This is a genomic window from Natrononativus amylolyticus, assembly GCF_024362525.1.
In the GTDB taxonomy this organism is placed as follows: domain Archaea; phylum Halobacteriota; class Halobacteria; order Halobacteriales; family Natrialbaceae; genus Natrononativus; species Natrononativus amylolyticus.
In genome coordinates this window covers 602169-622274 of sequence record NZ_CP101458.1, presented here as the reverse complement: position 1 = coordinate 622274, position 20106 = coordinate 602169, and the positions used below count along the sequence as shown (strand labels likewise).

The window sequence follows — 20106 nt, the reverse complement described above, 5'->3', positions numbered from 1 at the left end:
TCACTCCGAGACCGGCCGGACCTTGAACCCGTACCGGGTGACACCCTCCTGGGTGTAGAGCCGACGGATCGTCGCCTCTACCGGCGCTCCCGCGCCGAACGCCTCCGGAGCCGCGTCGGTTCCCATCGCGGGAACGCGGGCGACGCCGTCGCCGTTCGCCGCCCCGAACGCCACGATGACCGCCGCGTAGTCGCCCGCCCGCGACTGCAGCGGGGCGAACTCCGGCGGCGCGCCGCCCTGGGAGATGGTCGTCGCCGCCTCGAGCGTTCCCGTCCTCGAGAGCGGAGTCGACTCGTACTCCGTGAGCGAGCCGCAGTCCGGGCAGGCACCCTCCGGCGGGAACGCGAGCGAGCCGCAGTCGGGACACCGGCCCGCCTCGAGCCGGTAGCGCTGGGGGAGCGACCGCTTCCAGGAGGGGAGGCTGACGTACGCGCCGCCGCCGGCCGGCGGCCCCGAGGTGATGACTCCCCGCTGGCGGAGGTACTCGGCGTAGGAAAGCGAGTCGCCGACCTCGAGGTCGACGCTCGCGGAGACTTCATCCGATCGCTCGACGACGAGCGCGTCCGCGCCGGCGCCGCTCCCGTGGGAAACCGCGAGCACCGACCGATGGCCGTCGGCAAGCGCCCGCGCGAGCGTGACGGGAACGCTCGCAGCCCCGAGGTCGCCGAGGTCGTGGACCGTCGCGCTCGCCTGGATCGCGTCCGTCGAGACGCCGGCGGCGCCGGCCGCCCGGTAGGGGAGTTTTCCGTCGGGGGCCTGGATCGCAGCCGCGTCGGGATCGGGATCGGCCTCGAGTCCCGCCACCGCGCCGCCGATCGTCTCCGTGAACGCGGCCCGGTCGTAGCCGGTGACGCCGAGTCCTTCGGTGGTCTCGCGTCCGGATTCTCGGAACCGGGTACCGGGATAGGGCGCGCCGTACTCTGCACGGTCAGTGATCGTCGCGGGGCCATCGCGCTCGAGGACGAACGCGGCGGCGCCCGCGCCCGCCGCGTGGTCGACCCCGTCGTCCGGCTCGCCCCGCGGGGCGTCCGCCGCGACGACGAGGACCCGTTCTGCGCGGGCTGCTTCGAGGGCGTCCATCCCCGCCCAGAGCGCCCGCGTTCCGGCGCGGGTGCTGCCGGTGAAGACGTGATCCGTCGCCGTCCTCGGAACCGCGAGCATCGCGCGGAGTCGCGCGGAGAGGTCCTCCTCGGCCAGCGGCGGCCGCGAGCTGGCAAACGCGAGCCAGTCGACGCCCTCACCCTCGAGGTCGGCGGCCTCGAGCGCTCGCCGGCCCGCCTCGTAGGCCATCGTCAGGGCGTCCTCGTCCGCCGCGGGGACGGCCTTCTCCGAGATACCGGACGCCTGAAACTGGCCCCACGCCTCCCGGAATGCCTCGGCGGAGATCCGAAACCGCGGCGCGTAGGCGCCGACGGCGGTAATTGCGGGGCTCATGCGTCCACCCCCGTGCTCGAGTCGGCCGCGCCAGCCCGCTCGAAGACGTGGACGACAGCGGCCCCGCCGCTGCCGCCGACGTTGTGGGTGAGCCCCCTGCTGGCGCCCTCGACCTGCCGGTCGCCGGCGGTTCCGGAAAGCTGTTTGAACGCCTCGACGACCTGGCCGGCGCCCGTCGCGCCGATCGGGTGTCCCTTCGACTTGAGGCCGCCGGAGGTGTTCACCGGGAGGTCACCCTCGAGTTCCGTGTACCCCGATTCGACGAGCTCCCCGGCCTCGCCGCGCTCGCAGAAGCCGAGGTCCTCGTAGGCGAGCAGTTCGGCGATCGAGAAGCAGTCGTGGACCTCCGCGAAGTCGACGTCGTCGGGGCCGACGCCGGCCATCTCGTAGGCCGCCTCGGCGGCACGCTGGCTCGCGGGGATCGAGGCGTAGTCCTCGCGCTGGAACAGCCCCACGCGGTCGCTGCCGGCGCCGACGCCCGCCACCCGAATGGGATCGTCCGTGTACTCGCTCACGACGTCCTCGCTCGCGATCAGCGCGCAGGCGGCGCCGTCGGATGTCGGACAGCAGTGATACAGCGTGAGGGGGTCCGCGACGACCGGCGCGGATTCGGCGTCCTCGAGCGAACACTCGAATCCCAGCTGTGCGTGGGGGTTTTTCGCCCCGTTCGCGTGGTTTTTCACCGCCACGCGGGAGAGCTGTTCGCGAGTGGTTCCGTACTCGCGCATGTGGACGCTCGCCATCTGGGCGTAGGTGCCCGAGAACGTGGTGCCGGAGAGCCGTTCCCACTCCGTCTCCCCGCTCACGCCGAGCCAGTACTTCGTCGCGTCGGCGCTCGTGTCCGACATCACCTCGAAGCCGCCGGCGAGGACGACGTCGGCCATCCCCGAACGAACCGCCTGGACGGCCTGGCGGACGGCGTATCCGCTGGCCGCGCAGGCGTTCTCGACGCGGGTGCAGGGAACGCCGTGGAGTCCGACGTGTTCGGTGACCGCCGGCCCGGAGAGGCCGAGCTGGCGGCCGCCCACGCCGAGGGTCCCGACGACGGCCTCGTCGATCTCGTCCGGCTCGAGCCCCTTCGGGACGCTCTCTGCGGTCGCCTCGAAGGCGGTTCGAAACAGCGAGCGGTAGCTCTCCTCGGGGAACGCCCCGTAGGAGGACTGTCCGGCTCCGACCAGGTAGGCCTCGCGCATACTCCCCACTGTGGTGGCCGGAAGCAAATACGTGCTGGAGGTGGTCCACTACGCGGGTCGAGAACCGATAGACCGACCGTCAACGAGGCGTCTGGCGCCGAAGCCGATCCGTTCGCCGAGGGCGAGCGCGGCTACGGCACCGGGGGCGAGCGCGGTCGTGGCGACCGACTCGAGAGCCGCCGGTCCGTAGCGGAGGAGGTCGCCCACGAGGACGGTCCCGGTAGTGACGAAAACGATCGTCGGCACGTAGACCGGTACGGAAACGCTCGAGTAGTACACGAATGCCGCGCCGGAGGCAGTTAGCGCGAGTGACAGACCGACGAACACGGCGTCGGTGGGTCCGAGGCCGACCACGTCGAGCACGAAGCACACGGAGCGCGGCGCGAGAATCACCAACACGCCGGTGGCGGCGACGCGTTCTGCGCCGGTCGGTCCTCGAGTCGTGCGAACCCGTTCGATGACCGAAACCGATAGCTGTTAGCACTCGTGGGATCTCCGGCTTCTACGCAGCGTATTTAGATGGATGAATATTCAGAATGTGTCTAGCCATAATAGTAAACAAGGTAATGCAAATGTTTATTTTAGACTAATCTAAACACCTGGCAATGCACACTACTACCGATCCGGGATCGGCTCCCGTTTCGCGTCGGACTCTCCTGCGGTCTGCAACCGGGGCCGTCCCCCTCTGGCTGGCGGGCTGTCTCGGCACCGACGACGGTGGCAACGATTCCGACGACGACCGTGCGGACGACGCGGACGTGACCGACGAGTTCGTCTTCGCCGCCACGGTTCGCGACGACCCGGACGACGTCGAGCGCGACTACGCGCCGCTCGCCGAGTGGGTGGCGTCAGAGACCGGCGTTCCAGCGAGGATCGATCCCGTTCAGGACAACAGCGCCGCGATCGGCGCCCTGGCGGCCGGGCAGGCCCACGCGGCGTACCTGAGCGGTGGACCCGCCTGGGTCGGGTGGCAGGCACACGGCCTCGAGACGCTCGTCGTCGAAGCCGACGAGGAGGGCGACACGCACTACACGGCGGCCGCCTGGGTCCGGGCCGATAGCGGACTCGAGTCGGTTGCGGACCTCGAGGGCGTAGACAGCTGTCACACCGGCGATCTGACGGGTGCGGGGATGCTGATCCCGACGGCGCACCTCGCCCACGAGGGGCTTGTCTCGTTCGAGGAGGCAGACGACGTGACGGCTATCCGGGACGCCGTCGACGAGTTCTTCGGCGATCCCGTGGTCGGCGGAGGGTACGTCGGAGCGCTACAGTGTCTCTCGGAAGGATACGGGGACGTTGCGTTCGTACGCGAGAGCACGCCGGCGGAGTACTGTGATGGGTCGGATTCGGCGGGATGGTGCCTGGATACGGACGAATACGACCTCCTCGAGGAGTTCGCAGAAGTGCCGAGCCATCCGATCATGGCCAGCCCGGAAGCGAGCGAGGCCGAGATCGAACTGCTCCGGGACGCGCTGCTCGAGCTTAACGACGACCCGGACGGGCGAGCGGTGCTCGAGGAGGTCCTGGACGCCCACCAGTTGAAGACCACCACGTCGGAAGAGCACCTGGGTCCGTACGGCGAACTGATCGGGATCTTACCCGGCATCGAGGACCACCTCGTCGAGTGACGAAATGAGAGTCGAAACGACGAACCGGTCCGGGACCGCCGAGAACTCGACGACTGCCGCGAGGTGTCCGCTGTGACCGACTCCCCACCGACGATCCGCTGTCGAAACCTCGCCGTCGGCTACGGTGGGGCGCCCGTACTCGAGGATCTCACAGTTACCGTCGAGGCCGGCGCGACGCTGGCGGTCGTGGGTCGCAGCGGATGCGGGAAAAGCACGCTGTTGAAGACCCTCGCCGGCATCCTCCCCCCGCTCGAGGGCGAGGCGATGGTCCTCGACGCGACGCTTCCGCGGTCCCCGCCGAGGGGCGCGCTGGGGTACATTCCGCAGGGGCTGGGCCTCGTAACCCACGCCACGGTGCTCCGGAACGTACTCCACGGAACGCTCTCGGAACTCGGGAGAACGAGAAGTTTACTGGGACGGTTCCCGGAATCCGCGGAACGGGATGCCCGTGTCGCGATCGAGTCGGTCGGCCTCGCCGGTACGGAACACCGCCGGGTCGCAGAACTCTCCGGGGGCCAGCGGCGGCGGGTGGCGATCGCCCGGGCGTTCGTCCAGGAGCCGCGCGTGTTGCTGGCCGACGAGATGCTCTCCGAACTCGACGCGGAGACGGCCCGATCGATCGTGGACTGCCTTCGGGCACTGCAGGCGGAGACGGGAATGACGGTCGTCGTCGTCGAACACGACCTCGAGGTGGCCGACGAAATTTCGGATCGACTGCTCCGCCTGGAAGACGGTGGTATCCGGACGTCTGCCGGTCCGAGGCCGACTTCGTGCCGGGGCGCCGACGGATCGACGCCGCCCCACGAACACGACTCGCAAAGTCGGGTGGACGACCCATGACCGGTCCGGAGACGGTCGAACGCAGCAGATCCGTCCCGGAACGCCTCGAGTCAGCCGCTGGCACCATCCTGGCGAGTTTCGCCCTCGTCCTGGCCGTCTGGTGCGCCCTGGCGCTGGACCTTCACCAGGCGAGCCTCTCGCGGGCCTGGGCGGGGGTCGGGTTCCTGTTCGACGCGTCGATCCCGCCGGATACGAGCGTCCTCGAGGTCGGCCTCCGCGGGCTCCTGGAAACGCTGTACATCGCCTATCTGGGGACGCTCGCAGGCGTTACCCTGAGCCTGCCGGTGAGCCTCATGGCCAGTCGGACGCTGTTCCCCCGGTCCGTGAACATACCCGCCAGGTGGTTGCTCGCCGGGGTCCGGGTTCTCCCGAGCATCCTGTGGGCGGTCATCTTCGTGATCCTCGTCGGGACGGGCCCGCTCGCAGGGGTCCTCGCGATCACCCTCTACACCATCGGCTTCGTCGGAAAACTCGAGTACGAGGCCTTCGAGAGGCTCGAGGCGGAGCCGATGGAGGCGGTGGGGGTGCTGGGAGCAAGTCGGCTCCAGGTGCTTCGGTTCGTGGTCCTCCCGCAGGCCGCAGACGCCGTGCTCAGCCAGGCGTTTTTCATGTTCGAGTACAACGTTCGCCACGCCGCCGCGATCGGGATCGTCGGCGCGGGCGGCATCGGTTACTACATCATGGGCTACCTGGAGTTCTTCGCCTACGACAGGGCCGTCGTCCTGCTCGGGATCGTGTTCGTCGTCGTCATCGCCATCGACGAACTCAGCTACTGGCTTCGGTCGTTCGTCCTCGGCGAGACGAGCGCGACCCTCGGACGATGAGAGCGATGGACCGAACCGTCACCGCCACCGGCGGCGGATTTAACACGCAACTGTGAGAACGGAGGGATAGATGGAGGGCGTACTGTGGTACGTGCTGGCCAGTTCCCGAGGTGGTCCGACGCGGGTGCGGATCCTCAGGGCGCTGGACGAGCGACCGCAGAACGCGAATCAACTCGCGACCGGGCTGGACATGGACTACACGACGATCCGCCACCATCTCGAGGTACTCACGAAGAACAACGTCGTCAGGAGAAGCGGCGACGAGTACGCCGCCGTCTACCTGTTCACCGACCAGGCGAGATCGAACTGGGAACTCGTCGAGGAGATCCTCGAGACGGTCGATCCGGAGGAGTGACTATGGACCAATTTTGGACAACACACATTAGGGAACCGCGACGAGGGGGAGACGGATGACGCCCTTGCTGACGACGGCCGTGATCGCCGCAGCGATAAACGTCCTGCTGTTGCTGGCGCTCGGTTCGGTCTGGGTCCGTAACTACCGCCAGCACGGGGCCAGTCACACGCTCGGGTTGCTCGTGTTCGCGGCGTTCCTGTTGATCCAGAACGGTCTCTGGCTGTACTTCTACCGGCTCCATCCGGCGTTCATCCGCTGGTTCGTCAACGCGGGAACCGACGTCCAGATCGGGATGGTTCTCCTGTGCGGGCTGGAAACGCTCGCGTTGCTCATCCTGTTTCGGATCACCTGGCTCTGATCGGGTGCGAACGTGAACCTGGGATCAATTTTGGACTGAGTTCGGAAAACTCTCATACGTCCAGTCCGCGCCAGTTCGGCCATGCGACTTTCACGACGCGGGCTCCTGGTCGCGACCGGCGCGAGCATCGCCGTCGCCGGCTGCACCGGGAACGGCGAGGATCCGGGTGACGACGAGGAGATCGATCCGAACGGTGCCGACGACGATGAAGAGGTTGGCGAGAACGACGACGAAAACGGTGATGACGAGAACGACGAGGCGGACGAAACCGTTCTCGTCGGCCCGGATGGAGACCACCGCTTCGATCCCGATGTCCTCGAGATCGAGCCGGGCGTAACGGTCGAGTTCGTCTGGGAAGACAGCGGCCACAACGTTGCGGTCGAAGGACAACCTGAGGGGGCCGACTGGGAAGGGGTCCCGGAGATCGCTGACGAGGGGGAAACCCACGAGCACACCTTCGAGGACGAGGGTCGGTACGAGTACGTCTGCGAACCGCACGCCGATGACGGAATGGTAGGTGAGATTCTCGTCGGCGAGGCGGCGGAGACAGATGACGACGACGGTGACGATGCTGGCGGTTACTGACGCTCGCGGCGACGATCGGTAGCCGTCTGCGCTTACCCCGCTGACTCGGTCTTCCCTCGAGTCACGGCCGAATCCTCACCATTAAAGGTCACATCCGGAGAAGCGGAGAGTATGCCGTACAGCTACGAGCCACACTACTTCGAGGACTTCGAGGAGGGCCAGGAGTTCCAGAGCGTCGGGCGAACGGTCACCGAGACGGATTTCGTCGTTCACTCGATGGTCTCTGCCGACTGGACAGAGCTGCACACGAATCGCCACTACGCAGACGAGGAGTACTTCGGCGAGCGCGTCGCCCACGGCCCGATGACGTTCATCCTGGCGACCGGCTTCGTCTACCGCTGTGGCTTCTTAGAGCGAACCGTCCTCGCGTTCCTGGGGATGAACTACATGGACATCCCCGCCCCCGTCAAGATGGGTGACACGATCTCGCTGGCGATGGAGGTCACGGAGACCAAGGAGTTCTCGAGTCGCGACGACGCCGGCCTCGTCGTCATCGACACGACGATGACCACCCAGGACGAGGATGTCGTCTTCGAGGGTGACATGAAGTTCATGATCAAGACGCGACCCGAGTAACCCCACCCGCGCGGTCGGTCGAATCGAACCGTCGATAGCGCGCGACTACCGTCGACAATTCTTCGTTTCCGTACCGTAGGCCCGGACAATCGGCGGGACGTTGAAGCGTCCGGACGCCGTATCCCGATTCATGTCTCGGTCAGCCGAGCTGTCGGCCGTTCTCGAGGAGGCCGACTCGCTCGCGATCGTCTGTCACGACAATCCGGATCCGGACTGTCTCGCGAGCGCGCTCGCCCTCGAGACGATCGCGAGAGACGCCGGCGTCGAGGAGATCTCGATCGTCTACGGCGGCGAGATCTCCCACCAGCAGAACCGGGCGTTCGTCAACATGCTCGACGTCGGCGTCGAGGCGATCGGCGCGGTCTCGCTCGAGGACCACGACTGCATCGCCTTCGTCGACCACTCCCGGCCGGAGGCGAACACGACAGTTCCGGTGTCGATCGGACCGGACGTCGTCGTCGACCACCACCCCGGACCGGAGATCGACGCCACGTTCGTCGACGTCCGCGTCGACTACGGCTCGACGTCGACGATCTTCGTCGAGTACCTGCTCGACCTCGACGTGTCGCTGACGACCAGGCTGGCCTCGGCGCTGCTGTTCGCCCTCCACCGGGAGCGCCTGGATTTCGTCCGCGAGCCCACCGAACGGGAGTACGAGGCCGCCCTCGCGGTGTACCCCGACGCCGACCTCGAACTCCTCGAGCAGCTGTACGGCACGGCGTTCTCGCCGGCGACGATCGACGCCATCGGTCGGGCGATCAGATCGCGCGAGCGGCGTGGTTCCTCGCTGGTCGCGAGCGTCGGGCGCACGACCGAAACCGACGCGCTGCCGCAGGCGGCTGACTACCTGCTCAACCTCGAGGGCGTGGACACGGTGCTCGTCTACGGCGTCGTCAACGGGACGATCCGAATGAGCGGCCGGTCGATCGACCCCCGGATTCACATAGGGGAGACGCTCACGGCCGGCTACGGCTCGATCGGCTCGGTGGGGGGCCACCACGACATGGCGGGCGGCCGGATCGAACTCGGCCTGTTCGCCGACGAGGCCGACGGTGACGACGACGAGGCGCTCCTCGCGTTCGTCAGCCGTCGAGTCAGCCGGCGGTTTTTCGACGTGTTGAACCTGGACGGGCGGGCCGACGACGACGGTTGAGGCGGTCCGCTGTGCCGGCTTGCCGACGTCACCGCGGCAGTCGTGGGTGTGCCGAAGCTAACGGACGGTCGTCCGTCCGAGGCGCTCACTCGATGTCGATCGACCGCGACGCCGACGCGGGCTCGAGCTTCGCGAGCGTTACCGTCAGCACGCCGTTGTCGACGCTGGCGGAGACGTCCTCGGCGTCGACCGGGTCGGGAAGCCGGACCCGCCGGCTGAACGACCGGGCCGTCCGCTCGCGCCGGAGGTAGGTGTCGGCTTCCTCGTCGGTTTCCCGCTCGCGCTCGCCGGCGACGTGGAGCGTCTCCCCCGACAGCCGCACCTCGATGTCCTCTTTCTCGTACCCCGGTACGTCGACGGTGACGACGAACTCCTCGTCGTACTCGGCGACGTCGAGCCCGTTCGACCCGTCGCCGACGGACCAGCCGAAGCCGACGCGGGTGTCGACGTCCGACTCCCAGGTGCGAGCGGCGTCCTCGAACTGCCGGTTCAATCGTTCGAACACCTCCTCGAGACCGCGAAACGGGTTCGGTCTTCCTACCATACGGATCACCAGGGTACTACCTCACGAACCGTGTTAAAGGCTCCTTCGCCCGAACTGACGGGTCGTTTCGGTACCCATCGCGCCGGCACTGCCGACTCTGGCGTCTCCCCAAAAATAATTTTAATCTGTGACGTCCTCTTGCGAAGCGAATTTATCACCGTACGTAATACCCCCGCTATGGGACGGATCCACGTACTCTGCGTGGACGACGATGCGAGCTTTGCAGGCGCTGTCGCGTCCTACCTCGATAGTTACCACGACGAGTGGACGACCGAGACGGTGAATCAGCCGCGATCCGCACTCGAGACGATCGACGCGGGTCACGTCGACTGTATCGTCAGCGATTACAACATGCCCGCGATCGACGGCCTCGAGTTGCTCACCGAGGTTCGAAACCGCGAGTCGGAGCTTCCGTTCATCCTGTTCACCGGGAGGGGAAGCGAGGAGATCGCCAGCGAAGCGATCTCCGCCGGCGTCACCGACTACATCCAGAAGGGCGGGCTCGACCAGTTCGCCGTCCTCGCAAACCGCATCGAGCACGCAGTCAACGAGTCTCGAGCAGAGACGCGACTCAGGGAGCGAGAACGCCGGCTCGACACCCTGACGAACAACCTTCCGGGGATGGTCTACCGCGCTCGAGACGAGCCCGACTGGCCCTTCGAGTTCGCCAGCCGGGGCTGTCACGAACTCACCGGCTACGACCCCGAACAGTTCGTCGACGGCGACGTCGTCTGGGGAACCGACGTCGTCCACCCTGACGACGCGGGGGCACTCGCGACGACGATCGACGACGTCAGTGACGCTGACGGCGAACGGTTCGAACACACCTACCGGATCGTCGACAGGGTCGGCGAGATCAAGTGGGTGCTCGAGCAGGGCTGTGCCGTCGTCGACGAACGCACGGGCGGGGAGTTCCTCGAGGGGTACATCACCGACGTCAGCGACCAGCATACGCTCCGGTCGGCGATCGAACGCGAGCGGGCGTTCGTCGACGGCGTCTCGCGGGCGATCGACGACGCGATCTGTGCGTTCGACACCGACGGGCGGCTCATCCGCGGTGCCGACCGGATCGCGGCGCTCACGGGGTACGACGCCGGGGACCTCGAGACGGAGCACGTCTCCGCGTTCGTCGACGACGCCGAGCGGGTGCTCGAGGCGTTCGAAACGATCGTCGAACGGGGAACTCCACGCTCGGTAGCGTTCTCGCTGCGGACCGACGACGGAACCTCGACACCCACGACGCTCACGGGCGCCCCCTTCGAGACGGAAGACCGGACCGTCGGCGTCTGTGGCATCGTCGACGTCGAGACGACGTAACGGCTTGCAGGTCACTGCCGCGGGATTTTGTCACCGACGGTCGTTGAACCGGGTATGACGTCCGCGCTATTCGTCGTGAGCGAACACGGCTACTGGGGAGAGGAGTGTATCGAACCGCTCGAGACGCTCTCGGACGCCGGCGTCGAGATCACCGTCGCGACGCCCTCCGGCGGGCCGCCGCAGCTCGACGACCGGTCGGCCGACCCCGAGCAGGTCGGCGAGGACACCGCCGAACGCGTCCGGGAGGTCCACGAGTCCGACGAGCGGTTGAACGATCCGATTCCGACCGCTCGAGCCGACGCCGACGACTACGACGCCGTCGTCTTCCCCGGCGGCCACGGCACCGAGTGGGACGTCAACCAGGACAGCGACGCCCGTCGGCTCCTCCGGGACGCCCTCGAGAACGGCGACAAGGCGCTCGTCGTCTGTCACGCCGTCGGCATCCTCGCGTTCGCCCGCGACCGCCACGGCGCGTTCGTCGTCAACGGCCGCGACGTGACCGGCTTCCCCAACGAGTGGGAGGCGGACATCGTCGACGACGACGACCTGATGCCCGACGGCCGGAAGCTCCCCTACTGGGTCGAAGACGAGGTGAAAACCGCGGGCGGCAACTGGGACGCCGAACTCGAGGCCGACACCAGCGTCACCGTCGACGGCGACCTCATCACCGCCCGTGGCCCGGCGTCCTCGAGCGCCGCGGCGGAGACGCTGCTCTCAGAACTCGAGGAGTAGGCCACGCCAGTGCCGGGCATACGTCTTTCCGACTGTCTCCAGTAGCCCTCGAGTAGACGATGATACACGCACCTGCGAAACTGGCCGACGGTGGCGAGTCGGTTCCCGAACCCGTCCGCGAACTCCTCGGCGAGTACGGCGAGAACGGGACCCTCTCGATCGCGACGGGCGCGGTGTCGGTGGCCCGCGGCGTGCAGTTGCTCCGGACGAACCGCAAGCGAGGCGCCCTGAAACTGCTGTTCGGGGCCGGCTGGATCGCGGTCGGGCTCCTCCAGCGTCAGCGGTCGCTCGGCTCGAGCGAGGAAGACGACGACGCGTTCGAGGGACCGATCGGCGAGGACGAGGACGTCGAGGACGTGACCCCCGGCGAAACCGACGACGAGATGGCCGCTTCGAACACGCTCCCGCCGAGCGGCGTCGGGGAGCCCGAGGGACACGACACCGGCGAAACGGACCCGACCGAGACGGCTGCCGAGCCAGCCGAGATGACCGGTCCGACCGAGGGCGACGCCGCCCCGGCAACCGACAAGACGACGGTTCCCGACGAACCGCCGGCGGACGACGTCTCGATGGCCGGCGACGATGAGAGCGACGACGAGGCAGGCGAGGGGCGCAGCGATGCCGGGTCGGACGACGAGACTGCGGCGGACGACGACGAGGAGTAGCCGCACGAATCAGTCCCTTTTTACGCCGCGGTGGGATACTGCGAGTATGAGCTTCGAGGAAGACGACCAGGTCGTGCTGGACGACAAACACAGCGAGTTCGACGGCGAGACCGGCACCGTCACCCAGACGATCGAATCGATGTTCGGCGACGTCACCTACACGATCAGCTTCGAGGACGGCCAGGAGACCGGCGTGCCGGAGGACGCCCTCGAGGCCGCCGACGAGGACGAGACCGAGGAGTAACGCGACAGCCACCCCGAGGCGGCCCGCCGCTGACCCCACCGATCCGATGCCCAAGATTCCGCTGCACTACGTCGACTTGCGAACGTTCTGTTACGCTACCGAGGACGAGAAACGCGTCGAGGCCGCCCTGCGGACGCTCCTCCCCGAGGAGTTCGAGATCGAGCGCGTCGAGAGCGAGGGCCACTACGGCGACCGCATCCTCGTGCTCTCGGCGCGCGTCGAGAACGCCGACGACGTCCGCCACGTCCTCGAGCGGCTGACGGACCTCGAGGAGTTCGACACCCTCCTCGCGGAACTCGACGACCGCGTCACCGAGAACACGGAGCTGTTCCTGCGCCTCGACAAGCAGGCCGCGTTCGCCGGCGAGGTTCGCCAGGGCGAGGGGATCACCTTCCGGGCGAAGGTCGAGGCCTACCCCGCTACGAAGGAGGCCGCCGTCGAGAACGCCGAGGAGGTCCTCGAACGACTGGCCGACGAGGACGTCTAGGGCTTTTTCTCCCCCGCACGTGACTCCCGCGTATGGAAGTCCACGTCGTCGCCGAAGGACCGGTCCGCGAGGCGATCGTCAGCGCGCTCGGGGACGTCGATCTCGACGTTCGAGACGTCGACGCGAGCGACCTCGAGAGCGCCCGCTTCGCCGTCGTCAGCGGCGTCGCCGGCGCGGAGACGTTCGCCGAAGCCACCGAAGCCGCTCGAGCGGGGTCGACGCCCTGGCTCGCCGTCGAAATCGGCGGGGTCGGCGGCCGTCCGCTCCCCGAGGTCGAGGCCGCCGTCTCGGGGTTCGCCCCCGCGACCGGCTGCTTCGAGTGTCTTCGAACTCGAGTCGCGGCCGGATTCGAGGGGGGAGCCGATCGTCCGCGGGCGGATCGAGCGACCGCCCGGCTCGCCGGCGCCGTCGCCGGCCGCGAGTGCGTTCGCGTGCTCTCCGGCGACGACCGCTCGGTGATCGGCCAGGTGCTCGAGTTTCCACACGCCCGCCGACGCCTCCACCCGGTGCCCGGCTGTGACTGCGACTCCGGCGGCCGACCTCGCGACCTCGAGTTGACCGACGACGAGTCGGTCGACCTCGAGACGGCCGTCGAACGCGCCGAGACCGCCATCGATCCCCGGGTCGGGTTGCTCGCGAGCATCGGCGAGGCCGAGTCCTACCCCGCGCCGTACTACCTCGCGGAAACCGCCGAAACCGACGGCTTCAGCGACGCGAGCGCCCCGGAACAGGCCGCGGGCGTCGACCCCGACTGGAACGCCGCGCTGATGAAGGCGACGGGGGAGGCCCTCGAGCGCTACTGCGCGGCGGTCTACCGCGAGGACGACCTCGTGCGGGCGACGATCGACGACCTCGAGGCGCCGATCTCGCCCGAGACGCTGGTTCGCCCCGACGACGCCCCGGCGATCGACGACGAGACCGAGTACCACTGGGTCGAGGGGCGGAACCTCGAGACCGGCGAGACGGTCCACCTTCCCGCCGCGGCGGTGCAGTTCCCCCAGCCCGGCGAGCGGCTGCTGCCGGCGATCACGACCGGACTCGGGCTCGGCTCCTCGACCGTCGACGCGCTGGTCTCCGGGCTGACGGAGGTGATCGAGCGCGACGCGACGATGCTCGCCTGGTACTCGACGTTCGAGCCGGCGGGACTCGCGGTCGACCACGAGGGGTTCGACGCGCTCGCGCGGCGGGTCGAGAGCGAGGGGCTGTCGGTGACGCCGCTGCTGGTCACCCAGGACGTCGACGTCCCGGTCGTCGCCGTCGCCGTCCACCGCGAGGACGGGTGGCCGCGCTTCGCCGTCGGCTCGGCTTGCGGGCTCGACGCCGCCGAGACCGCCTACTCGGCGCTGGCGGAAGCGACCCAGAACTGGATGGAGCTGCGAGGGCTCGGCCCCGAGGAGGCGGCGAGTCAGAGCGGCGCGATCGGCGAGTACGCCTCGTTTCCCGACGAAGTCCGGGGATTCGTTTCGCCCGACGAGACGGTCTCCGCCGACGCGGTCGGTCCCGAGACCACCCCGACGGGCGCCGACGCGCTCGAGGCACTGCTCTCGCGGGTGACGGACGTCGGACTGACGCCGTACGCCAGCAGACTCACGACTCGAGACGTCGCGGGGCTCGGCTTCGAAGGCGTCCGCGTCGTCGTCCCCGGCGCCCAGCCGCTGTTCACCCGCGAGCCGTTCTTCGGCGAGCGCGCCCGGACGGTGCCGGCGGAACTGGGGTACGAGCCCGCCCTCGAGCGCGAGTACCATCCGTATCCCTGAGCATCCCGCCGTCGCCGGAACGAAAACACCGCCACCGCGTCAGTCGTCAGACGTCCGCTCCGACCGCCTCGAGTTCGTCCACCGACGAGAGGTGTGCGACCGTCGCGAGCCGGATCGCGTGGGGCCACCCCAGCGGGGTGGCGCTGTCGGGGGTACCGTCGTCGAACACCTGTTCGGGGAGGTAGCCGGACTCCAGACAGAGGCTGCCGCCGGGCAGGAGTTCGCGGAGAAGCGCTCGAGCGTGCCCGTAGAACCGCTCCTCGCCGGAGAGGGTGGCGAACAGCGCCGCCGCGTTCGCCCCCCACGCCGTCGACACCGTCCAGATCTTCTCCGACCGCTGGTCGCGGGTTCGCCAGTCGTCGCCCTCGAACCGGGAGAGCCCGTCGACCGCGTCGGTGGTGTGGCGCAGGCCCTCGAGCGTGGTCTCGACGTGGCTCGTGAGGCGCTCGAGCCGTCGACCGTCGAGGTCGGCGACCTCGGCGGAGGCGCGGTGGGCGTCGACTAACGCGAGCGTGCTCGAGTCGAGGCGGTCGTCGAGCTCGCCCTCGCGCTCGCGCAGCGCGTAGATCCCTCGCTCCGGAACCCAGAGATCGTCGAGGGCGTCGGACACCTCTCGAGCGCGCTCGGCGGCGCGGTCGCGGCACTCGGTCGAAAACGGCGCGTCGGCGATCGTCGCGTAGGCGTGGAGGTACGTCGCCGCCGTGTGGGTAAACCGGCCGGCCATGTTCTCCCAGGCGTTCTGGCAGGTGGCGGGGAGCCCGTCGGCCGCCAGGGTGTCGTCGAGCCCCTCGAGTCCGCGCGCGACGATCGGGTCGACCCGCTCGCGTCGGGACGGGGCGGCGTCGACGGCGGCCGCGAGAAACGAGCACACGCTCGCGGTCTGGTCGGCCTGGTAGTCGACGCCGGCGCCGGTCATCCGATCGTTCGCCCAGCCGGGGGCGAGCGTGCCGTCGTCGGGCCAGACGCGGTGGGGCCAGGTGCCGTCGGGGCGCTGGGTCGCCGCGTAGAAGTCGACGGTGTCCTCGTGGACGGCCTCGAGGTCGTCGGCGAGCCCCAGTTCCGTCTCGCTCTCGAGGAGGAACCGCGAAATCTCGCCGTCGTCGCGAAACCAGGTGTAGCCGTAGCCGCCGGAGTACTCGTAGTGGGGATCGAAGTCGGGGCCGGCGATCCGACCGCCGCCGGGTGCGGAGAGCAACTCGAGCACCCGGAGATCCGCGGCGACCGTCGCGGGAACGGCGGCGTCGTACGGCCGCTGGTCCTCGGCGGCCGCGCGCAGGGCGGCGGGATCAGCGAACTCGCGTGCGGTGGCGCCGAGTTCCGCGAGCGCCGCCTCGCGCTCGGGTTCCTCGCGCAGGGCGGTGACGACCGTCGCGCGCCCGTCCTCGAGCGGGACGACGCCGAAGACGTAGCCGCCCAGCCGGCCGTCCTCGTACTGGCCGGTGTCGTCGCCGTTCGGGTACTCCGCCGGCTCCGCCGACAGGACGTCCGGGAGGCGCTCGGGGAGCTGGCCGACGACGGCGTCGAAGCCGGTCGCGCTCGCGAGGAAGTCGTGCTCGCGCCGGTGGTAGACCTCGACGATTCCCCGCTCCTCGAAGACGAGCTGGCCGATCCGGTCCTCTCGGCCGCCGGGGGCGAACGCGACGAACGCCGCGACGCCGTCGACGTCGGCGCCGCCCTCGAGCAGGTCGAACTGCGTCACGTGCGTCCGGCCGATCGTGAGGTCGGCGCGCTCGAGAACGGCGTCGCCCGTCTCGTACCGCGTTTCGACGAGCGCCGTCTCGCCGGCGTACCGCTGTGAGACCGACTCGACGTCCTCGAGCCAGCGCGTCTCGGCGCCGCAGCGGAGGCCGAACCGGGAGCGGTCGATTCCGTAGAGCCCGGCGAGCGGGTAGGAGAAGTCCCGGAGCGAGCCGTCGCGGCCGACGTGGACGAGGCGGTCCTCGAGCCCGGAGAAGCGTCCCGCCGTGGTCCGGCGCTCGCCCGGAAACACCGTGGACTCGCCACGGTGGCGTTTGAAATCGTCCAGTGCGGAGCGAAGCGTCATCGTCTCGGTGCACGGAGAGGGGCTACAAAAATGTGTTGTAATATTAGTTCACAGATGCTGTCGGAGTCGGAACGAGTAAGGTACCCGGTTTCGTGGGTCCCCGCATGAACGAGCCCGGACCGCCCCGTTTCTGTGCCGTCGGCGAAACCGTCGAACTCGCGCCGCGGGCGCCCGACTCCGAGGCGACGTACGCGTGGACGATCCTCGAGACGCCCGACGGGAGTTCACTCGATCCCCCGTCGGCTCCCGTCTGGCACCTCGAACCCGACGTTCCCGGCGCCTACCGCCTCGAACTCGAGGGACCCGACGGGAGCGACGAGCGGCTGGTTCGCGCGTTTCCCGACCCGCGACGGACGGTCGAACTCGAGGTCGACCGCGACGCGCTCCCCGCCCACGATCCCGAGCAAGTGTCCGTGATGGGGCCGTTCAACGACCAGCTGGTCGGCCGCTGCCGACCGCGACTCGCGGGCGACACCTACGTCTACGAGACCGACCTCCCGCCCGGAACGCACAGCTTCGGGTACGTCGCCGGCGACGACTTCGAGAACGCCGTCTGGGACGAAGTGACGGTGCCGGGTCCCGGCCGGCCGCGGCTCCACCTCGAGGGCTCCCTCGAGGACGGCGAGGTCGTCGTCACCCCCGAGGCGGTTTCGGGTACCGACAGCGAGTACGCCGACGGAGAACTCGAGGTCGAGTACTATCCCCAGGGGTTCTCCGAAACCGCGGTCAGCGCGACAACCGACGGCGGCGCCCGGGTCGATCCCGCGGCAATCGACGGCTCCGGACGGCTGCACGCCGTCGCCGTCGGCGACCGTCACAGCGTCGCCGACTGCCTCGAGATCGCCGTCGAGGACTCGAACGGAGCCGCGAGCGGCGCTGCCGTCACCGTCAGCCGGCCCAACGACCCGCCGGAGTGGGCCGAAAGCGCGGTGGTCTACGAGATCTTCGTCCGGTCGTTCACCGACGACGCCACCTTCGCGTCGTTCGAGCGGCGGGTACCGTACCTCGAGCACCTGGGCGTCGACTGCGTCTGGCTCACGCCGGTGCTGGAGAGCCCGACGGACCACGGTTACCACACGACGGACTACTTCGACACCGCGAGCGACCTCGGCACCCGGGAGGCGTTCGAGTCGTTCGTCGACCGCTGTCACGAGGCCGACATCAGGGTGGTCTTCGATCTGGTGATCAACCACGCCGCCCGCACCCACCACACGTTCGACCTGAGCGCGGCGGACGTGCCGGCCTACCGCGACTGGTACGTCTGGGAGTCGATCGAGGACTCCGGCGTGACGGCGGCGGACCTCGAGGACTCGCCCGGCCGCCAGGCCGACCCCGAGGCGGTCGGACCGCCGGTTCGAACCCGGTCGGACGGGACGACGGAGGTCGCCCAGTACTACTTCAACTGGACCAACATTCCGAACCTGAACTACGACTCGCTCGCGGTGCGTCGGTTCCTGCTCGAGGTGGTCGAGGAATGGGTCGACGTCGTCGACGGCTACCGCTGCGACGTGGCCTGGGGGATCTCCAACGAGTTCTGGATGGAGGTGCGCGACCGCCTCAAGTCACGGGACTCCGAGTTCCTGCTGCTCGACGAGACGATCCCTCGAGATCCCGAGTTCGCACCGCTGCAGTTCGACGTCCACTACGACACCACGCTGTACGGACGTCTCCGGGAGATCGGCAGAGGTGAGCGTCCTGCGGCGGACGTACTCGAGGCCGCGACCGCGCCCGCCCGCGAGGGCTTCCCCGATTCGTCGCTACACATGCGCTACGTCGAGAACCACGACGAGCCCCGCTACCTCGAGGCCTGCGGCCCGGACGCTCTGCGGGCGGCCGCCGCTGCCGTCCTCACGCTGCCGGGCGTGCCGATGATCTACTACGGCCAGGAGCGGGGCGCGACGGGCTACCGCCAGCCGATGCCCTGGGAGGGCGACGGCGAGCTGGCGGCGTTCCACCGACGGCTCGTCGCCGCCCGCCGGGAGAGCGCGGCGCTCAGCCGCGGCGACCTCGCGGACCTCGAGTACGAAACCGACGCCGAGGCGGCGGTCGCGTTCACCCGGCGAACCGACGCGGAGGCGGTCGTCGTCGCGCTCAACTTCGGCGCGGAGCCGGCGACGGTTACGGTGCCGATGGCGCTCGAGTCGACTGATCTCGTCACCGGCGAGACGGTAGTCCTCGAGTCGACCGGGGACGGAACGCGACTCGACGTGGCCGACGTCGCGGTGCTCCCGCTCGCGGAGCCGTCTCCGTAGGGCCACTCGAGCGGGCGTCCCTCCAGTCAGAACACTCATTGCATCCGAAACGAGAGAAAACGCCATGGACGAGGCTACGCTCGCGGACCGGCTCCGACAGCTGGGGCTGTCGGAGAAGGAGATCGACACCTATCTCACGATTCTCGAGCACGGCGAGGCGAAGGCGAGCACGGTCGCCGACGACGCGGGCGTCTCGAAGCGCTACGTCTACAGCGTCAGCGAGAAGCTCGACGAGCGGGGGTTCGTCGACGTGATCGACCACGTCGTGCCGACGACGATCCGGGCGAACCCGCCCGAGGAGGTCGTCGCCAAGCTCACGGACGACCTCCAGAGCCTCGAGCCCGCGCTCACCGACCGCTACGGCAACGTCACCGAACCCGAGCGCGAGTTCGAGGTGATCAAGACCCGGACGACGGTCGTCAAGCGCATCCGGGAGCTGCTCGAGCGGGCGAGCGAGGAGGTCACCCTCTCGGTGCCGGCGTCGCTGCTCGAGGAGATCGAAGCGGACCTGCGGGAGACGGTCGATCGCGGCGTGCTCGTCATCCTGCTGGTCAACGGCGACGAGACGCTGCCCGCCGAGCGGTTCGACGGGATCGCGAGCGTCGTCCGCCTCTGGGGGGAGAACGCGCCGCTGATCGTCACCGCCGACCAGCGATACGGGCTGTTCGCGCCGAACGAGATGCTGGTCCGGACCAACGCCGGCCTCCAGGGGATCGCGATCGCCCAGGCCCAGCTCGTCCCGATCATCGTCGGCTCCTTCTTCGGGAACTACTGGCCGATGGCCGGGCAGGTGTACGTCACCGATCCCGTCGACCTGCCGCAGTCGTACACCGACTTCAGACACGCCGTCCTCCAGGCGACGCTCCACCTCGAGGCGGGAACCGAGGTTCACGTGACGGCGGAGGCCCGGCCGGTTCGCACGGACGACTACGACGCCGTCGAGGGCACCCTCGTCGGGGTTCGCCAGGGGCTGCTCGAGCCGACCCGCGACACCTTCGCCGTCGAGAACGCCCTGATCGTCGAAATCGAGGACGAACAGCGCGTCACTCTCGGCGGAAAGGGGGCGTTCGTCGAGGACTACGAGACCCGGAAGGTGACGCTGGCGGCGGCGTGAATCG

At 68.8% G+C, this 20106-nt stretch carries 21 protein-coding genes; 16 read left to right on the top strand and 5 right to left on the bottom strand.

Going from position 1 to position 20106, the window contains the following annotated elements; genetic code table 11:
* The 3 genes from NMQ11_RS03130 to NMQ11_RS03120 are packed head-to-tail and all read right to left on the bottom strand — an operon-like array spanning position 1 to position 2990.
* Positions 1 to 1434: a zinc ribbon domain-containing protein gene (locus tag NMQ11_RS03130; RefSeq protein WP_255169938.1), complete on the bottom strand. Its 1434-nt coding sequence runs from the start codon at positions 1432 to 1434 to the stop codon at positions 1 to 3.
* On the bottom strand, positions 1431 to 2627 hold the full coding sequence (locus tag NMQ11_RS03125; protein WP_255169936.1) for a thiolase domain-containing protein: 1197 nt from the start codon (positions 2625 to 2627) through the stop codon (positions 1431 to 1433). Before NMQ11_RS03125 ends, NMQ11_RS03130 begins: the two co-directional genes overlap by 4 nt.
* Positions 2628 to 2675: 48 nt before the next feature.
* Complete coding sequence (locus NMQ11_RS03120; RefSeq protein WP_255169935.1) at positions 2676 to 2990, bottom strand: hypothetical protein; 315 nt, start codon at positions 2988 to 2990, stop codon at positions 2676 to 2678.
* Positions 2991 to 3232: 242 nt separating this feature from the next.
* Here NMQ11_RS03120 and NMQ11_RS03115 point away from each other — a divergent pair, with 242 nt between their 5' ends.
* The 8 genes from NMQ11_RS03115 (at position 3233) to NMQ11_RS03080 (ending at position 8946) form a co-directional block, all read left to right on the top strand.
* Entirely contained in the window at positions 3233 to 4255 is a 1023-nt protein-coding gene (locus tag NMQ11_RS03115; RefSeq protein ID WP_255169934.1) for a phosphate/phosphite/phosphonate ABC transporter substrate-binding protein, read from the top strand.
* A 72-nt stretch (positions 4256 to 4327) separates the two neighbouring features.
* Positions 4328 to 5095: a phosphonate ABC transporter ATP-binding protein gene (locus NMQ11_RS03110; RefSeq protein WP_255169933.1), complete on the top strand. Its 768-nt coding sequence runs from the start codon at positions 4328 to 4330 to the stop codon at positions 5093 to 5095.
* On the top strand, positions 5092 to 5919 hold the full coding sequence (gene phnE, locus NMQ11_RS03105) for a phosphonate ABC transporter, permease protein PhnE (RefSeq protein ID WP_255169932.1): 828 nt from the start codon (positions 5092 to 5094) through the stop codon (positions 5917 to 5919). The genes NMQ11_RS03110 and phnE overlap by 4 nt, the downstream gene beginning before the upstream one ends.
* A 70-nt stretch (positions 5920 to 5989) precedes the next feature.
* Positions 5990 to 6274 (top strand): winged helix-turn-helix domain-containing protein, encoded by a 285-nt coding sequence (locus tag NMQ11_RS03100; protein ID WP_255169931.1) that lies wholly within the window; start codon positions 5990 to 5992, stop codon positions 6272 to 6274.
* A 55-nt stretch (positions 6275 to 6329) separates the two neighbouring features.
* Complete coding sequence (locus NMQ11_RS03095; RefSeq protein WP_255169930.1) at positions 6330 to 6632, top strand: DUF8036 family membrane protein; 303 nt, start codon at positions 6330 to 6332, stop codon at positions 6630 to 6632.
* Between the two features lie 81 nt (positions 6633 to 6713).
* The gene (locus NMQ11_RS03090; RefSeq protein ID WP_255169929.1) at positions 6714 to 7217 is read left to right on the top strand and encodes a plastocyanin/azurin family copper-binding protein; all 504 of its coding nucleotides are present in this window, start codon (positions 6714 to 6716) and stop codon (positions 7215 to 7217) included.
* 111 nt (positions 7218 to 7328) lie between these two features.
* Positions 7329 to 7793, top strand: a complete 465-nt coding sequence (locus NMQ11_RS03085; RefSeq protein WP_255169928.1) for a MaoC/PaaZ C-terminal domain-containing protein — start codon at positions 7329 to 7331, stop codon at positions 7791 to 7793.
* 130 nt (positions 7794 to 7923) lie between these two features.
* Positions 7924 to 8946 (top strand): DHH family phosphoesterase, encoded by a 1023-nt coding sequence (locus NMQ11_RS03080; protein ID WP_255169927.1) that lies wholly within the window; start codon positions 7924 to 7926, stop codon positions 8944 to 8946.
* A gap of 85 nt (positions 8947 to 9031) precedes the next feature.
* Here the strand turns inward: NMQ11_RS03080 and NMQ11_RS03075 are convergent, their stop codons facing one another.
* A complete protein-coding gene (locus NMQ11_RS03075) occupies positions 9032 to 9490 on the bottom strand; it encodes an Hsp20/alpha crystallin family protein (protein ID WP_255169926.1) in 459 nt (152 codons plus the stop codon).
* Positions 9491 to 9667: 177 nt separating this feature from the next.
* Here NMQ11_RS03075 and NMQ11_RS03070 point away from each other — a divergent pair, with 177 nt between their 5' ends.
* From NMQ11_RS03070 to NMQ11_RS03045, 6 genes are read left to right on the top strand one after another with little or no spacing between them, the layout of a single operon-like run.
* Positions 9668 to 10807, top strand: coding sequence for a PAS domain-containing response regulator (locus NMQ11_RS03070; protein WP_255169925.1), 1140 nt, complete (start codon positions 9668 to 9670; stop codon positions 10805 to 10807).
* A 54-nt stretch (positions 10808 to 10861) separates the two neighbouring features.
* Entirely contained in the window at positions 10862 to 11539 is a 678-nt protein-coding gene (locus NMQ11_RS03065) for a type 1 glutamine amidotransferase domain-containing protein (RefSeq protein ID WP_255169924.1), read from the top strand.
* Positions 11540 to 11598: 59 nt separating this feature from the next.
* Positions 11599 to 12204 (top strand): hypothetical protein, encoded by a 606-nt coding sequence (locus tag NMQ11_RS03060; protein WP_255169923.1) that lies wholly within the window; start codon positions 11599 to 11601, stop codon positions 12202 to 12204.
* 46 nt (positions 12205 to 12250) lie between these two features.
* A complete protein-coding gene (locus NMQ11_RS03055) occupies positions 12251 to 12448 on the top strand; it encodes a DUF1918 domain-containing protein (RefSeq protein ID WP_255169921.1) in 198 nt (65 codons plus the stop codon).
* Positions 12449 to 12494: 46 nt separating this feature from the next.
* Positions 12495 to 12935: an RNA-binding protein gene (locus NMQ11_RS03050; protein ID WP_255169920.1), complete on the top strand. Its 441-nt coding sequence runs from the start codon at positions 12495 to 12497 to the stop codon at positions 12933 to 12935.
* Positions 12936 to 12967: 32 nt separating this feature from the next.
* On the top strand, positions 12968 to 14692 hold the full coding sequence (locus NMQ11_RS03045) for a YcaO-like family protein (protein WP_255169919.1): 1725 nt from the start codon (positions 12968 to 12970) through the stop codon (positions 14690 to 14692).
* 46 nt (positions 14693 to 14738) lie between these two features.
* Here the strand turns inward: NMQ11_RS03045 and NMQ11_RS03040 are convergent, their stop codons facing one another.
* The gene (locus tag NMQ11_RS03040) at positions 14739 to 16736 is read right to left on the bottom strand and encodes a DUF7997 domain-containing protein (RefSeq protein ID WP_255169918.1); all 1998 of its coding nucleotides are present in this window, start codon (positions 16734 to 16736) and stop codon (positions 14739 to 14741) included.
* A gap of 104 nt (positions 16737 to 16840) precedes the next feature.
* On the opposite strand from NMQ11_RS03040, the gene NMQ11_RS03035 reads away from it, so the two are divergent.
* Both NMQ11_RS03035 and NMQ11_RS03030 read left to right on the top strand, forming a co-directional pair.
* Positions 16841 to 18988, top strand: a complete 2148-nt coding sequence (locus NMQ11_RS03035; RefSeq protein ID WP_255169917.1) for an alpha-amylase family glycosyl hydrolase — start codon at positions 16841 to 16843, stop codon at positions 18986 to 18988.
* Between the two features lie 64 nt (positions 18989 to 19052).
* The gene (locus tag NMQ11_RS03030; RefSeq protein ID WP_255169916.1) at positions 19053 to 20102 is read left to right on the top strand and encodes a TrmB family transcriptional regulator; all 1050 of its coding nucleotides are present in this window, start codon (positions 19053 to 19055) and stop codon (positions 20100 to 20102) included.
* Positions 20103 to 20106: the final 4 nt, after the last annotated feature.

What these genes read in the sequence shown, in the direction of transcription:
- phnE (WP_255169932.1), top strand. Translation starts at nt 5,092, where the DNA reads ATGACCGGTCCGGAGACGGTCGAACGCAGCAGATCCGTCCCGGAACGC.
- NMQ11_RS03130 (WP_255169938.1), bottom strand. Translation starts at nt 1,434, where the DNA reads ATGAGCCCCGCAATTACCGCCGTCGGCGCCTACGCGCCGCGGTTTCGG.
- NMQ11_RS03060 (WP_255169923.1), top strand. Translation starts at nt 11,599, where the DNA reads ATGATACACGCACCTGCGAAACTGGCCGACGGTGGCGAGTCGGTTCCC.
- NMQ11_RS03045 (WP_255169919.1), top strand. Translation starts at nt 12,968, where the DNA reads ATGGAAGTCCACGTCGTCGCCGAAGGACCGGTCCGCGAGGCGATCGTC.
- NMQ11_RS03050 (WP_255169920.1), top strand. Translation starts at nt 12,495, where the DNA reads ATGCCCAAGATTCCGCTGCACTACGTCGACTTGCGAACGTTCTGTTAC.
- NMQ11_RS03070 (WP_255169925.1), top strand. Translation starts at nt 9,668, where the DNA reads ATGGGACGGATCCACGTACTCTGCGTGGACGACGATGCGAGCTTTGCA.
- NMQ11_RS03040 (WP_255169918.1), bottom strand. Translation starts at nt 16,736, where the DNA reads ATGACGCTTCGCTCCGCACTGGACGATTTCAAACGCCACCGTGGCGAG.
- NMQ11_RS03075 (WP_255169926.1), bottom strand. Translation starts at nt 9,490, where the DNA reads ATGGTAGGAAGACCGAACCCGTTTCGCGGTCTCGAGGAGGTGTTCGAA.
- NMQ11_RS03125 (WP_255169936.1), bottom strand. Translation starts at nt 2,627, where the DNA reads ATGCGCGAGGCCTACCTGGTCGGAGCCGGACAGTCCTCCTACGGGGCG.
- NMQ11_RS03095 (WP_255169930.1), top strand. Translation starts at nt 6,330, where the DNA reads ATGACGCCCTTGCTGACGACGGCCGTGATCGCCGCAGCGATAAACGTC.
- NMQ11_RS03085 (WP_255169928.1), top strand. Translation starts at nt 7,329, where the DNA reads ATGCCGTACAGCTACGAGCCACACTACTTCGAGGACTTCGAGGAGGGC.
- NMQ11_RS03055 (WP_255169921.1), top strand. Translation starts at nt 12,251, where the DNA reads ATGAGCTTCGAGGAAGACGACCAGGTCGTGCTGGACGACAAACACAGC.
- NMQ11_RS03115 (WP_255169934.1), top strand. Translation starts at nt 3,233, where the DNA reads ATGCACACTACTACCGATCCGGGATCGGCTCCCGTTTCGCGTCGGACT.
- NMQ11_RS03030 (WP_255169916.1), top strand. Translation starts at nt 19,053, where the DNA reads ATGGACGAGGCTACGCTCGCGGACCGGCTCCGACAGCTGGGGCTGTCG.
- NMQ11_RS03080 (WP_255169927.1), top strand. Translation starts at nt 7,924, where the DNA reads ATGTCTCGGTCAGCCGAGCTGTCGGCCGTTCTCGAGGAGGCCGACTCG.
- NMQ11_RS03090 (WP_255169929.1), top strand. Translation starts at nt 6,714, where the DNA reads ATGCGACTTTCACGACGCGGGCTCCTGGTCGCGACCGGCGCGAGCATC.
- NMQ11_RS03065 (WP_255169924.1), top strand. Translation starts at nt 10,862, where the DNA reads ATGACGTCCGCGCTATTCGTCGTGAGCGAACACGGCTACTGGGGAGAG.
- NMQ11_RS03100 (WP_255169931.1), top strand. Translation starts at nt 5,990, where the DNA reads ATGGAGGGCGTACTGTGGTACGTGCTGGCCAGTTCCCGAGGTGGTCCG.
- NMQ11_RS03035 (WP_255169917.1), top strand. Translation starts at nt 16,841, where the DNA reads ATGAACGAGCCCGGACCGCCCCGTTTCTGTGCCGTCGGCGAAACCGTC.